Below are 13,135 nucleotides of genomic sequence, written 5' to 3'. Positions count from 1 at the left end.
CGCCGCCGCAACAATCGCCGCGGCCGTCATCGCCCCGTCATGCGCGTCCCAGCGTAGAATCAGACCGGTTCGCAGCGCGTCGCTGCCCTAGCCCCGTTTCAGAGAACTTAGCGCATGTTAAAAAAATGGCTGTTGTTACTGCTTGTCGTCGGCCTGGCCGCCTGCTCCACTTCCAGTCCGCCCGGCAAGACGGGCGGGGCGGCGCGGGAAAGCGGCGCGCCGACCGCCTTGCCGGCCTGGGGCCAGCAGGACTTGGGCGATACCCTCCTCGCGCTGAAGCAAAGCTGTAAGGCCATCGCCAGAAAACCAGGCTGGACCGAAGTGTGCCGGCAAGCCGACGGCATCGCCGCCGACAACGCGCAGGCGGTGCGCCAGTTCTTCGAAAACCGCTTCGCCGCCTGGAAGGTCAACGACGGCAGCCGCGACAGCGGCTTGATCACCGGTTATTACGAACCGCTGCTCAGCGGCAGCCGGACGCGCAGCGAACGCACCCCCTGGCCGGTATACGGCATCCCTGCCGATTTTTACAGCGTGGACGTTCCGCCCTCGGTTCGCGGCAAGTCCAGCCTGACGGCGCGCCGCAGCGGGCCCAACCGGCTGGCGCTGAGCGCGGCCGGTGATATTGAAATCCGCCCCGGCGACTTTCCCGCCGACAACCGCGGCACGCGGCTGAAGGGCCGCCTGGAAGGCAAACGTCTACTGCCGTATTACACCCGCGCGGAAATCAACCAGGGCAAGGGCGTGGCCAACGCGCCCATCCTCGCCTGGGTCGAAGATCCGGTGGAGCTGTTCTTCCTGCAAGTGCAGGGCTCGGGCCGCATCCAGCTGGACGACGGCAGCTTCATCCATATCGGCTACGCCGAGCAAAACGGCTACGGCTATCAGTCGATCGGCAAATGGCTGGTGGACAAGGGCGAGCTGACCATGGGCGACGCGTCCATGCAGGGCATCAAGGACTGGCTGGCGCGCAATCCGCAACGCCGGCAAGAGCTGTTCGCGGTGAATCCCAGCTATGTGTTCTTCAAAACCTTGCCGGGCGACAACGGCGGCCCCATGGGCGCGCTGGGCGTGCCGCTGACCGGCGGCTACAGCATCGCGGTTGACCCGCGCTACATCCCGCTGGGCGCGCCGGTCTACCTGCTCACCACCTGGCCTCATTCCACCCAGCCGCTGGCGCGGCTGGTGCACGCCCAGGATACCGGCAGCGCGATCAAGGGCGCGGTGCGCGCGGACTTCTTCTGGGGCTTCGGCACCGAGGCCGGCATGTACGCCGGCAGAATGAAGCAGCAAGGCAATCTGTGGATGCTGCTACCCAAAGGCATGAACCCGTCCCAGGCCCTGTAAACCTTTAGCCTCCTCCGGCGGCGCATGCCTGCTTGCGCCGCCGCTTCCGCGCCCCGCGGTCCTCCTCCAGCACACCCATCCCGTCTTCTCGCCGTCCCGCGACGTCAGCGCCGCCTCACACTCTGCTGCGCCTGGCGTGACGCAAAGCGCTGAGCGCCGCCCGAAGCCCTCATCCGCCACGCGTGGGTTCCGTTTCTCAGCCGCAAGGCCTTGTCTCTCTCGCTTGCGAGAACGTAAACAGGCGGCCAAAACCGCCGCCGCGCCAGCGCCAAGCCAAATTCATCCTCAATAGCCTGATCCGCCCCAAGACCAATCAAAGCCTTGCCTGGCAAGGCTTTGCCGGCCTACTCCAATTATTCCATAAGAATTATCGTTTATCGAATTTTCCTAATATTGACTTTCATCAAACGCTGAACATGGCGAAATAAATAATATTTTCGAAATTTTATGTTTGAACGTTTTTATTTATTTGTTCGATGGAGATGAAAATGACGACAATCGATAAGGCGCCTCCCAAGATCAGCGTCTTCGCCTTCGTCATGATCACCGCCGCCGTGGTCGTCAGCGTCCGTACGCTGCCGATGACGGCGCAGCCGGGGATGATGACGATTTTCCTGACCTTGGCGGCCGCGCTGCTGTTCCTGGTGCCCACCGCGCTGGTGTCCGCGGAGCTGGCCACCGCCTGGCCGCAGGACGGCGGCCTGTTCATCTGGGTGCGCGAGGCCTTCGGCGAGCGCATGGGCTTTGTCGCGGTGTGGATGCAGTGGATACAGATGGTGTTCGGCATGACCTCCATCATCATGATCATCGCCGCCACCTTCGCCTATGTGTTCGACCCTGCTCTCGCCAGCAACAAGCTCTACATGCTGGCGATGATTCTGGGCATCTGGTGGGCCTGCACCCTGGTCAACATGCGCGGCGTGAAAACCCTGGGTTGGGTCTCCACCATCTGCGTGAGCCTGGGCGTGTTCCTGCCCGGCGTGGTGCTGATCGGCTGCGGCATCGCCTATCTTGCCGGCGGCCACCCCATCATGACCGACGTGTCCTGGAGCTGGAACAATCTGGTGCCCAGCTTTAGCGACAGCGGCACCCTCGGCCTGTTCATCGGCTTCATCTTCGTGGTGATGGGCATGGAGGTGTCGGCGTCCAATGTGTCCTCCATCAAGGATGCCCGCCGCAATTATCCGATCGCCATCATCCTGGTGTCGGTGATCATGGTGCTGCTGTCCGTGATCGGCTCCGCCGCGATCTTCATCGCCATCCCCAAAGAGAAGATCTCGATGACCGCCGGTCTGATGCAGGCCTTCGAGCTCTACTTCAATCAATGGGGCATGGGCTGGCTGGCCCCGGTCATGGGCCTGTGCATCGGCCTGGGCCTGGTGGGTCAGGTGAACTCCTGGGTGCTGGGCCCGGTGCGCGGCCTGCAAGCCACCGCCGACTCCGGCGCGCTGCCGAAATTCCTGCAGACGACCAATCGCCACGGCGTGCCGGTGACCCTGGTGCTGATCCAGGCGGCGGCCATCACCATCGTCGGCGTGCTGATCACCGTGATGCCCAATGTGGACAACTTCTACTTCATGCTGATGGGCCTGACCGGGCTCGTCTATCTGGTGGCCTATCTGTTCATGTTCTCCGCCGCCATCTATCTGCGCTACAAGCGCCCGGACGTGGAACGCAGCTTCCGCGTTCCCGGCGGCAAGGCGGGCATGTGGATCTGCTCCGGCCTGGGCATCGCCATCTCCCTGCTGGCCGGCTACCTGGGCTTCATCCCGCCGGGCAGCTTCCATGGCTCCGCGCATGAATACCTGCAGTTCCAGCTCATCGGCCTCGCCGTCATGCTGGTGATTCCCTTCCTGGTGTACGCCTACGGCCAAAAAGCCAAGCACGCCCGTTCCGCCGGCGTCGCCCCGCGCACCTCGCCCGCCAGCAAGGCTCGTCCCGCCGAAGGCAAATGAGCCGGCTCACGCCTCTCTTAAATAACAAGGTTACTCAGTCATGACCAATCCGACTTTCTCCCCGCTTAACGTCGATGCCCTGTTCATCGGCCCCAAATCCGAAAACCGCGTGTTCTTCAAGGAAATGATGGAATACGCCGTGTCCGAACACCTGCACTGGCGCGCGGACTTTCACCCGGAAGACCCGGCGCTGGTCACCCCGGTGGAACAGCACGCCGGCGATTTCCGCCAGACCCTGTATCGCACCGAAGGCATCTTGCGCCAGCTGTCCTCCAAGCTGAAGAACACCTCGGTGCCCTGGTTCTCGCCGCGTTATCTGGGCCATATGAATGCGGACACGCTGATGGTGTCCAATCTGGCCTACGTAATGACCATGATGTACAACCCGAACAACTGCGCGCACGAAGCCTCGCCCACCACCACCGAACTGGAAGTGGAAGCCGGCCTCGATCTGTGCCGGATGTTCGGCTACGACCCCAAGCGCAGCTGGGGCCACATCACCTCCGGCGGCACCGTGGCCAACTACGAAGGCATGTGGGTGGCGCGCAATCTGAAGACCATGCCGCTGGCCATCGCCCAGCATGAAAAAGCCCGCGATCTGGTCGCCGGCAAGAGCGAGCGCGAACTGCTGAACCTGTCGCCCAGCGCGGTGCTGGACCTGACCGACGAATTGAAAAAACGCGGCCTGTTCGAAGAAGTGCGCGCGATGTCCTGCCGCGGCGTCGGCATCAAGCAAGGTTCGCTGGGCAAGATCCTGGTGCCGCAATCCAAGCACTACTCGTGGATGAAGGCGATGGACGTGCTGGGCATCGGCCAGGAACACATCGTGCCGCTGCCGGTGGACGAGAACTACCGCACCGACGTGGCCAAGATGCGCGAGATCACCTTCCGCCTGATCGAGGAAGGCCACCCCATCCTGGCCATGGTCTCCGTGGTGGGCACCACCGAGGAAGGCTCGATCGACCATGTCGACGAAGTGATCAAGCTGCGCGCCGAGTGCGAACAGAAATACGGCGCCTCCTTCTACGTGCACGTGGACGCGGCCTACGGCGGCTATGTCCGCGCGATGTTCCTCGATGACAACAATCAGTTCATGGACTACGACGCGCTGCTGGCCCGCTACCGCGCCGAAGACATCATCCCGGCCGGCGTGACCTGGCCCAAGCGCGACGTCTACGAAGGCTTCAAGGCGATGGCGGAAGCGGACTCCATCACCGTGGACCCGCACAAGGTGGGCTACATCCAGTACGCGGCCGGCGCCGTCTGCATGAAGGACAAGCGCATCGTCGACCTGATCTCCTACCACGCGGCCTATGTGTTCGAAGAAGTGGACGAGGCCGAAGGCGCGGACACCAAGGTGGTGCTGGGCTCCTCCATCATGGAAGGCTCCAAGGCCGGCGCCACCGCCGCCGCGGTATGGGCGGCCCACCGTCTGGTGCCGCTGAACATCGGCGGCTACGGCAAGGTGATCGGCCGCGGCATCGTCACCGCCGACTGGTTCGCCCAGCGTCTGGCCGCCGCCAAGCCGCTGACCGTCGGCCGCCGCCAGTTCGAAGTGCGTCCCATCATGCACCCGGACTTCCACATGGTGAACTTCACCTTCAAGGAAATCGGCAACGACAGCCTGGAAGACCACAACCGGCTGAACAAGAAGATGTACGAGATCTGCTCCTACGCTTCCGGCCGCACCTACACCAACGACTTCCTGACCTCCTCGACTTCGCTGTCGGTGGAAGAGTACGGCGACACCCCATGGCACTACGTGGCCAGCCGCGGCTTCAGCCGCGCCGAATGGGACAAGGTGGAAAGCGTCTACATCCTGCGCGCCGCGGTGATGACCCACTTCCTGCGCAAGGCCGAGGACTTCGACGCCTACTGGGAACAGCTGCGCGAAGTCTTCGCCGCCAAGCTGGCCCAGATCGTGGACATGGAAGACAAGGCCGGCGCCGACGCCCTGATCGCCGCCTGATCCCCCTCCGCTCCCGGCCTGGCCGGGAGCGTTTTTTTCACTACCAGACCCAATACCGACTATGAGTTTGTCCGGTTTTTACGAACGCATCCTTCTCTTCATCAAGGATGGTTGAGGATTCCACATGCAAGTCAATTTCAAGGCCATCGGGGCCACCTTGCTGATTTCCGGCACCATGCTGGGCGCCGGCATGCTGGCGCTGCCGCTGGTGTCCGCCGGCATGGGCTTCGGCTACGCCTGCCTGACCCTGTTTCTGATCTGGGCGCTGATGACCTATACCGGCCTGATGCTGCTGGAGGTCTGTCTGTCCTTTCCCGAAGGCTACGGCTTCGACGCCATCGCCCGCTCGCTGTTCAACGCCAAGGGCAGCTATCTGATCAACGCCAGCCTGTTGCTCCTGCTCTACGCGCTCTCCTCCGCCTATATCTCCGGCGGCGGCTCCACCTATCAATCCGGCCTGCACCAATACCTGGGCCTGACCCTGTCGCCCGGCCAGGTCTCGCTGGCCTTCACCGCGCTGATCGGCGGCATCGTCTTCGCCAGCACCACCGCGGTGGACAAGGTCAACCGGTTGCTGTTCAGCCTCAACATCCTGATCTTTCTCTCGCTCAGCGCGGTCATTCAGCCCTATGTCGACACCGGCAACCTGTCGGAAAACACGGACTCGGCCAAATACATGCTGGCCGCCATCCCCATGTTTCTGACCGCCTTCGGCTTTCACGGCAGCGTGCCCAGCATGGTCAAATACCTGGGCCGCGATCAGCCCCGCACGCTGCGCAATGTCTTCATCGCCGGCAGCCTGATTCCCATGGGCGTCTACCTGCTGTGGGTGTTCAACACGCTGGGCGCGCTGCCGCGCTACGGCAGCCACAGCTTTCAAGCCATCTCCGCCCATAACGGTTCGGTGGGCATGTTCCTGGACGAATTCCACGCGCTGGTGCCCACGCCGCAAGTGCCCTCCCTGCTGTCCGCCTTCTCGTCCATCGCGCTGTTCACTTCTTATCTGTGCGTTTCGCTCGGCCTGTTCGACGCCATGGCCAGCACGCTGAAACGCGGCGACAGCCTGCGGCAGCGGCTGCAGACCGCGCTGATCACCTATCTGCCGCCGCTGGGCTTCGCCCTGTTTTTCCCCAGCGGCTTCATCGCCGCGCTGGGCGCCGCCGCCATCTTCCTGGTGATTCTCGCCATCCTGTTCCCGGCGCTGGCCCTGATCAAGCTGCGCCGCCAGGACAACTACCGGCCCGGCTACCAGGTCAGCGGCGGCGGCACCCTGCATTGGGCGATAGGCGGTTCCGGCCTCGCCATCATCCTGTTCCAGATCCTGGTGATGCAAGGACTGCTGCCCGTGTTCTGACGGCGCAAGCGCGCCGTCGTCCGGACGCGCGGCCAATACGGCCGCGCGCCGCAATCATGGAGGTAAACGAAATGAAGCAATCGACCCTGATCCGGGATCTGCAGCAACGCGGCCTGATCTCGCAGGCCACCGACGCGGACGCGCTCGACGCGCTGCTGTCCCGGGAAACGGTCACCCTGTACTGCGGTTTCGACCCCACCGCCGACAGCCTGCACCTCGGCCACCTGGTGCCGCTGCTGTTGCTCAAGCGCTTCCAGATGGCCGGGCACCGCCCTATCGCCCTGGTCGGCGGCGCCACCGGCATGATAGGCGACCCCAGCTTCAAGGCCAGCGAGCGCAAACTCAACACCTCGGACGTGGTGGCCGGCTGGGTGGACAAGATCCGCCGCCAGGTGGAGCCCTTCCTCAGTTTCGAAGGCGACAACGCCGCCCTGATGGCCAACAACCACGATTGGTTCGCCCAGATGAGCGCGCTGGACTTCCTGCGCGACGTCGGCAAGCATTTCTCGGTCAACGCCATGATCAAGAAGGAGTCGGTGCAGCAGCGGATCAACCGCGACGATGTCGGCATCTCCTTCACCGAGTTTGCCTACAGCCTGCTCCAGAGCCACGACTTCGTGGAGCTGAACCGCCGCTTCGGCTGCAAACTGCAGATCGGCGGTTCCGATCAATGGGGCAATATCACCGCCGGCGTCGACCTGGTCAGACGGGTGACCCAGCAACAGGCCTTCGGCCTGACCATGCCCTTGATCACCAATAGCGACGGCACCAAATTCGGCAAAAGCGAAGGCAACGCGGTGTGGCTGGACCCGAGCAAGTGCTCACCCTACGCCTTCTACCAGTTCTGGCTGGGCGCGGCCGATGCCGACGTCTACCGCTTCCTGCGCTACTTCACCTTTTTGTCCAACGAGGAGATCGAGGTCATCGAGGCCGAGGACCGCGCGTCCGGTGGCAAGCCGCGGGCGCAACGCATCCTGGCCGAACAAGTGACCGAGCTGGTTCACGGTCCGGCCGCGCTCGCCGCCGCCCAGCGCATCACCCTCAGCCTGTTCGACAACGATGTGGAGCGGCTCGGCGCCGCGGACTTCGCCCAACTGGCGCAAGACGGCATGCCCCGGCTGGCCTTGCCGCGGCAGTCCACGCCCTTGGTCGACGCCTTGGCGGCCAGCGGCCTGGCCGCGTCCAAAAGCGAGGCCCGCACGCTGCTGCAAAGCGGCGCCGTCAGCGTCAACGGCGCCAGGGCGGACGCGTTGGACGCGCGCCTGGAGCAGGCCGACCACCTTCATCAGCGCTACACGCTGTTGCGACGCGGCAAGAAACAGTACTGTCTGTTGATTTGGGAGTAAGCGCGTGAAACGGCCCGGGCGCTGAAGCGCCGGGCTCGCCCCGTCCGGCCGCCCAAGCGCGCATGGGCGGGGCAGCCGGCTGGATAGGCTAGCGGGGCAGAAAAGCCTCTGTGCTCAGGCCTTCCACCACCTGCATCACGTGGGAATAATGCTGATCCAGCAATTGCAGCGTCCGGTCCGCGTCTCTGGCCAGCACCGCCTGCATGATGGCCTGATGCTCGCCCTCGTCGCTATAGCGCTTGGAGGTCGGCAAGGCCGGGTCGAACCAGATGTGCCGATAGCGCTCCAAACGGTTGTACAAGGACTCCATCACCTCCACAATCACCGGCGAGTGGCTGCCGCTGATGATGGCCAGGTGAAACGCCATGTGGCGGTCTGCCCAGTCCTGCAAATCCACATTCACGTCGTTCAGATCTATCCGGCTCAAGCGGTGATAGCTGGCCAACACCTCCAGCTCCCACGCCTCGTCGCCCTGCGCCAGAGAACGGCGCACCGCCTCCTCCGCCAGCACTCGGCGCACCAGCAGGATGTCGTAAAGTTCATGGTGGGAAATCGGCGCCACCCAAAAGCCGCGCTGCGGCTCCATCACCACGTATTTGCACCAGCTCAGGCGCAGCAGCGCCTCGCGGATCGGCGAGCCGCCGGCGTCGTAGCGCGCCTTGAGATCATGCAATAGCAGCTTCTGCGACGGGCGGTACACGCCCAGCAGAATGTCCCGCCGCAACTCCTGGAATACCTTGTCGGCCAATGTGGCGTTGCTGCTTGCCGCCTTTTTTTCCTTCTGGGGCATTCGGTCTTTTCCACATGAGAGCGCGCAATGATGCGCGAAACGCTAGATAGTAACTTAAAATAGCGCAGCATATTGATTTTCCCCATCGGCATAGCAGGGAAATAGCTAAAAGCTACGTCTCTCCGGCATGGAGATCGGGCGGGGAAACCCCAAAGAAAAGGCGGATAGGGAGGCCGCGGCGGCGCGGCCGCCGCAACAAAAAAGCCGACTTGAGCGTCGGCTTCCGATATCAATGCGCCAAGCGCCGCCGCATGCTGCGCGGAAGTCTTGGTGGGCCCCCGGGGAGTCGAACCCCGCACCAACGGATTATGAGTCCGCTGCTCTAACCAAGCATGAGCTAGAGGCCCAGAGCAGCGCATTATAACAGCCAAAAAGCAAAACCCCAAGCGTCGAATTCCGACGGCTTGGGGTTTTCATCCGGCTCAGGCCATCGGCCTAGACCCGGTCTCGCGATCCGATCACTGACCGCCCGGCTCGTTGTCCAGGAAACTGCGCAGGCGTTCCGAACGGGTCGGATGACGCAGCTTGCGCAAGGCCTTGGCTTCGATCTGGCGGATGCGCTCGCGGGTCACGTCGAACTGCTTGCCCACTTCTTCCAGCGTGTGGTCAGTGTTCATATCGATGCCGAAGCGCATGCGCAGCACCTTGGCTTCGCGCGGCGTCAGCGTGTCCAGCACTTCCTTGGTGGCGTCCTTCAGGCTGGAATACATCGCAGCGTCGGACGGCGCCAGGTTGTTCTGGTCCTCGATGAAATCGCCAAGATGGGAATCGTCGTCGTCGCCGATCGGGGTTTCCATGGAGATGGGCTCCTTGGAAATCTTCATGATCTTGCGAATCTTCTCTTCCGGCATCTCCATCTTTTCCGCCAACTCGGCCGGATCCGGCTCGTGGCCGGTTTCCTGCAGAATCTGACGGCTGATGCGGTTCATCTTGTTGATGGTCTCGATCATGTGCACCGGAATGCGGATGGTGCGCGCCTGGTCCGCGATGGAGCGGGTGATCGCCTGGCGAATCCACCAGGTGGCGTAGGTCGAGAACTTGTAGCCGCGGCGGTATTCGAACTTGTCCACGGCCTTCATCAAACCGATATTGCCTTCCTGGATCAGATCGAGGAATTGCAAACCGCGGTTGGTGTACTTCTTGGCGATGGAGATCACCAGGCGCAAGTTGGCCTCGATCATCTCTTTCTTGGCGCGGCGCGCCTTGGACTCGCCCGCCGACATCTGGCGGTTGATTTCCTTCAGCGCCTTGATCGGCAGCATCGCGCGATCCTGCAGCTCGGACAGCTTGGTCTGCTTCTCGATGATCGCGTATTTGAAGCGGGTCAAGGCTTCCGCCCAGGCCTTGCCGGAATGGATTTCGTCTTCCACCCAGTCAAGATTGGTCTCGTTGCCCGGGAACACCTTGATGAAGTGGGCGCGCTCCATGCGCACGCGGCTGACACAGATATCCTGGATGTCGCGTTCGTAAGTGCGGATTTCGTTGACGCGGCTGCGCAGCGAGTCGCACAGGCTTTCCACCTGGCGGGTGGAGAAGCGCACCAGCATGAACTCGGTGGTGATCGCGTCCTGCAGCTCCAGGTATTCCTTGCTCTGCGCGCCCTTGACGGACAGCACCTTGACCATCTTGTCGAACAACATGCGCACGCCGGTGAAGTGCTCCAGCGCCTGCTGCTTCAGCTCTTCCAGGTTGACGCCGGCGGCGTCGGCGGCGTCGCCGTCCTCGTCCTCGCTCTCGTCTTCCTCTTCGGCCTCGGCTTCGAGCAACTCGTCTTCGTCCGCCGGCTCGGCGAACGCGGCGTCCTCTTCGGACGGCGCGTTCAGATCGATAAAGCCGTCAACCACTTCGTCCACGCGCACTTCGTCGCGGCCGACGCGCTCAACCAGCTCCAGCACTTCGGCGATGGTGCCCGGACAAGCCGAAATCGCCTGGATCATGTACTTCAGGCCGTCTTCGATCCGCTTGGCGATTTCGATCTCGCCTTCGCGGGTCAGCAGCTCCACCGAGCCCATTTCGCGCATATACATGCGCACCGGGTCCGTGGTGCGGCCAAATTCGGAATCCACCGAGGACAGCGCCGCTTCGGCTTCTTCCACGGCGTCTTCGTCGGCCACCGGCGGGGTGGCGTCGGACATCAGCAGCGTGTCCGCATCCGGCGCCTCGTCGTAAACCTGGATGCCCAGACCGGAAATCATCGTGACGATGTTTTCGATCTGTTCTGCGTCGGACACGTCTTCCGGCAGGTGGTCGTTGATTTCCGCGTAGGTCAGATACCCACGCTCCTTGCCCAAGGCGATCAGCTGGCGCAGGCGTTTACGCTGCTCTTCCAGGCTCATCACTTCGGTTTCGTTTTCCTGCACGTCTTTTTGATTTTCGGGAGAGGCCGCCATTTCGCTTCCTGCTTGAAATAAGCCGAAAAAAACAGTTGATAATAACACAAGCAAATAACGCTGTTTGTGTAGCCCTGCGGGGCGCTTTCTACCGCCGCGGCATCGCTTTCGGCAGTCCGGCGCGTACGCCAGACCGCTCTGCGATCTGCCGGGGCGGCGACGTCGTCAAGCGTTTGGCGTCAGCAAATCCCGCAGCAATTCCCCTAGCAATCTGACTTCTTCCGGAGTCAGGCCTTCGTTCCGGTCCTTTTGTTTTAGCCGCTCCACCTGAGTTTGATGCAGCATTTTCAGGAGCTTGGCCGCGCCGTCCTGAAACTGCTGCCTATCTTCCTCGCTGGGATCGGCGAACTCATCCGGATCCTGCATGGCCTGCTGCAGAACACTATCCACCAGCCCTTCATATGGAGTGCCACGCAGGCTTTCCATCAATTGCGCCGTATTCGGCGGCTGGTCGTGCCCTTGCACGCATTCGGCCAACATGGCAAAACAGGCAAGCTCGTCGGACAGCGCCATGCTGTCCGGCAAGCGCACATCGCCAGCCCAACCAGGATTCAACAGCAGCCATTTGATCAGGCGCGTCACCATGGAGGACTGTTGCGGACGATGCGATACCTCCGGCAAACGGTGCTCCCGCTTGCCTTTGCGCTCCGACTTCCTTTGGCCCGTCGTCAACATGTCGAATTCGTCGACATCCACACCGGCAAGTTCTGCCAGTCTTTTCTTGATGATGAAGCCCAGTGCCGGAGCGGCAATCTGCGCCAGAAGGGGGGCGGCCTGACGGATCAGATCGGCCTTGCCTTCCGGCGTGGTCAGGTTCACCTCGCGACACAGCTCGCGGGTGAAGTAAACGGACAGAGGCAGGCTCTGCTCTTCCAATACTTTTTCAAAGGCCTCGGCGCCGAACTCGCGGATATAGCTGTCCGGATCATGCTCCTGCGGCAGGAACAGAAAGTTCAGCGCCTTGCCGTCCTGCAATTGCGGCAGGCTGTTTTCCAGCGCGCGCCAAGCCGCCTTTTGACCGGCCTTGTCGCCGTCGAAGCAGAAGTACACCTGGTCCGCGTGGCGCATCAGCTTGCGCGCGTGCTCGCCGGTGGTGGCGGTGCCCAGCGTGGCCACCGCGTAAGCGACGCCGAACTGAGCCAGCGCCACCACGTCCATATAGCCTTCGACCACCAGCACGCGGTTTTTATCCCGTATCGCCTGCCGCGCCTCGTAGAGGCCGTACAACTCCCGGCCCTTCTCGAACAAGGGCGTTTCCGGCGAATTCAGATACTTGGGCTCGCCCTTGCCCATCACCCTGCCGCCAAAGCCGATGATGGCGCCGCGCTGGTTGCGGATGGGGAACATCACCCGATCGCGAAAGCGGTCGTAACGCTGGCCCTTCTCTTCATTGACGATGACCAGGCCGGTATCGACCAGCTTGTCGTCCTGGTAGTCCGGAAACACCGCTTCCAGGTTCTGCCAGCCGTCCGGCGCGAAGCCAAGACCAAAGCGGCCGGCCACTTCGCCGCTCAAACCCCGGCCTTTCAGATAGGAAATGGCGTTGGGCGCGGACTTCAGCTGCTGTTTGTAGTAGCCTGCCGCCATCTGCATCATTTGTTCCAGCGACAGCTTGCGCTCGCGCGCGGCACGGCTGGCTTCCGGGTTGGCGTGGGCGCGGCTGTCCGGCACCTGCATGCCGATGCCTTCGGCCAGCAGCTTCACCGCGTCGACGAAGCCCAGCCCCTGGTATTCCATCACGAAGCCGATGGCCGAGCCGTGAGCGCCGCAGCCAAAGCAGTGATAGAACTGCTTGGACGGGCTCACCGTGAACGACGGCGACTTTTCCTTATGAAACGGGCAGCAGGCCAGATAGTTCTGGCCGCCCTTTTTCAAGGGGACGTAACGGTCCACCACGTCGACGATATCGACGCGGGACAATAACTGATCGACAAAATCCTGAGGGATCAAACAAGGTCACCGATGGCGCGGGCCGCACACGCGGCCC

8 protein-coding genes and 1 tRNA gene are annotated in these 13,135 nt (G+C 62.6%); 5 read left to right on the top strand and 4 right to left on the bottom strand.

Annotated elements, in window-relative coordinates; genetic code table 11:
* Positions 1–114: 114 nt before the first annotated feature.
* The 5 genes from mltA (at position 115) to tyrS (ending at position 7,968) form a co-directional block, all read left to right on the top strand.
* Positions 115–1,344: a murein transglycosylase A gene (gene mltA, locus ACODRW_RS01175; protein ID WP_486635830.1), complete on the top strand. Its 1,230-nt coding sequence runs from the start codon at positions 115–117 to the stop codon at positions 1,342–1,344.
* 488 nt (positions 1,345–1,832) lie between these two features.
* Positions 1,833–3,299: an amino acid permease gene (locus ACODRW_RS01170; RefSeq protein ID WP_158274335.1), complete on the top strand. Its 1,467-nt coding sequence runs from the start codon at positions 1,833–1,835 to the stop codon at positions 3,297–3,299.
* A gap of 40 nt (positions 3,300–3,339) precedes the next feature.
* Positions 3,340–5,268 (top strand): pyridoxal phosphate-dependent decarboxylase family protein, encoded by a 1,929-nt coding sequence (locus ACODRW_RS01165; protein ID WP_107800525.1) that lies wholly within the window; start codon positions 3,340–3,342, stop codon positions 5,266–5,268.
* Positions 5,269–5,392: 124 nt separating this feature from the next.
* Positions 5,393–6,622, top strand: coding sequence for an amino acid permease (locus ACODRW_RS01160; protein WP_235086655.1), 1,230 nt, complete (start codon positions 5,393–5,395; stop codon positions 6,620–6,622).
* A 71-nt stretch (positions 6,623–6,693) separates the two neighbouring features.
* Positions 6,694–7,968, top strand: a complete 1,275-nt coding sequence (gene tyrS / locus ACODRW_RS01155) for a tyrosine--tRNA ligase (RefSeq protein ID WP_227104890.1) — start codon at positions 6,694–6,696, stop codon at positions 7,966–7,968.
* Between the two features lie 88 nt (positions 7,969–8,056).
* Here tyrS and ACODRW_RS01150 read toward each other — a convergent pair whose 3' ends face one another.
* The 4 genes from ACODRW_RS01150 to dnaG all read right to left on the bottom strand — a co-directional run bounded on the left by ACODRW_RS01150 (position 8,057) and on the right by dnaG (position 13,098).
* Positions 8,057–8,758 carry an FCD domain-containing protein gene (locus ACODRW_RS01150; protein WP_107800528.1) on the bottom strand — a complete coding sequence of 234 codons (702 nt, stop codon included), beginning with the start codon at positions 8,756–8,758 and terminating at the stop codon, positions 8,057–8,059.
* A 268-nt stretch (positions 8,759–9,026) separates the two neighbouring features.
* A tRNA-Ile gene (locus ACODRW_RS01145) sits at positions 9,027–9,105 on the bottom strand.
* 111 nt (positions 9,106–9,216) lie between these two features.
* On the bottom strand, positions 9,217–11,148 hold the full coding sequence (gene rpoD, locus ACODRW_RS01140; protein WP_107800529.1) for an RNA polymerase sigma factor RpoD: 1,932 nt from the start codon (positions 11,146–11,148) through the stop codon (positions 9,217–9,219).
* 165 nt (positions 11,149–11,313) lie between these two features.
* Complete coding sequence (dnaG, locus tag ACODRW_RS01135) at positions 11,314–13,098, bottom strand: DNA primase (RefSeq protein WP_107800530.1); 1,785 nt, start codon at positions 13,096–13,098, stop codon at positions 11,314–11,316.
* Between the last annotated feature and the right edge of the window lie 37 nt (positions 13,099–13,135).

It is taken from the genome of Chromobacterium sp. FG89 (assembly GCF_057808735.1).
This window is presented reverse-complemented; position numbering and strand designations above follow the sequence as displayed.

What these genes read in the sequence shown, in the direction of transcription:
- ACODRW_RS01150 (WP_107800528.1), bottom strand. Translation starts at nt 8,758, where the DNA reads ATGCCCCAGAAGGAAAAAAAGGCGGCAAGCAGCAACGCCACATTGGCC.
- rpoD (WP_107800529.1), bottom strand. Translation starts at nt 11,148, where the DNA reads ATGGCGGCCTCTCCCGAAAATCAAAAAGACGTGCAGGAAAACGAAACC.
- ACODRW_RS01165 (WP_107800525.1), top strand. Translation starts at nt 3,340, where the DNA reads ATGACCAATCCGACTTTCTCCCCGCTTAACGTCGATGCCCTGTTCATC.
- ACODRW_RS01170 (WP_158274335.1), top strand. Translation starts at nt 1,833, where the DNA reads ATGACGACAATCGATAAGGCGCCTCCCAAGATCAGCGTCTTCGCCTTC.
- tyrS (WP_227104890.1), top strand. Translation starts at nt 6,694, where the DNA reads ATGAAGCAATCGACCCTGATCCGGGATCTGCAGCAACGCGGCCTGATC.
- ACODRW_RS01160 (WP_235086655.1), top strand. Translation starts at nt 5,393, where the DNA reads ATGCAAGTCAATTTCAAGGCCATCGGGGCCACCTTGCTGATTTCCGGC.
- mltA (WP_486635830.1), top strand. Translation starts at nt 115, where the DNA reads ATGTTAAAAAAATGGCTGTTGTTACTGCTTGTCGTCGGCCTGGCCGCC.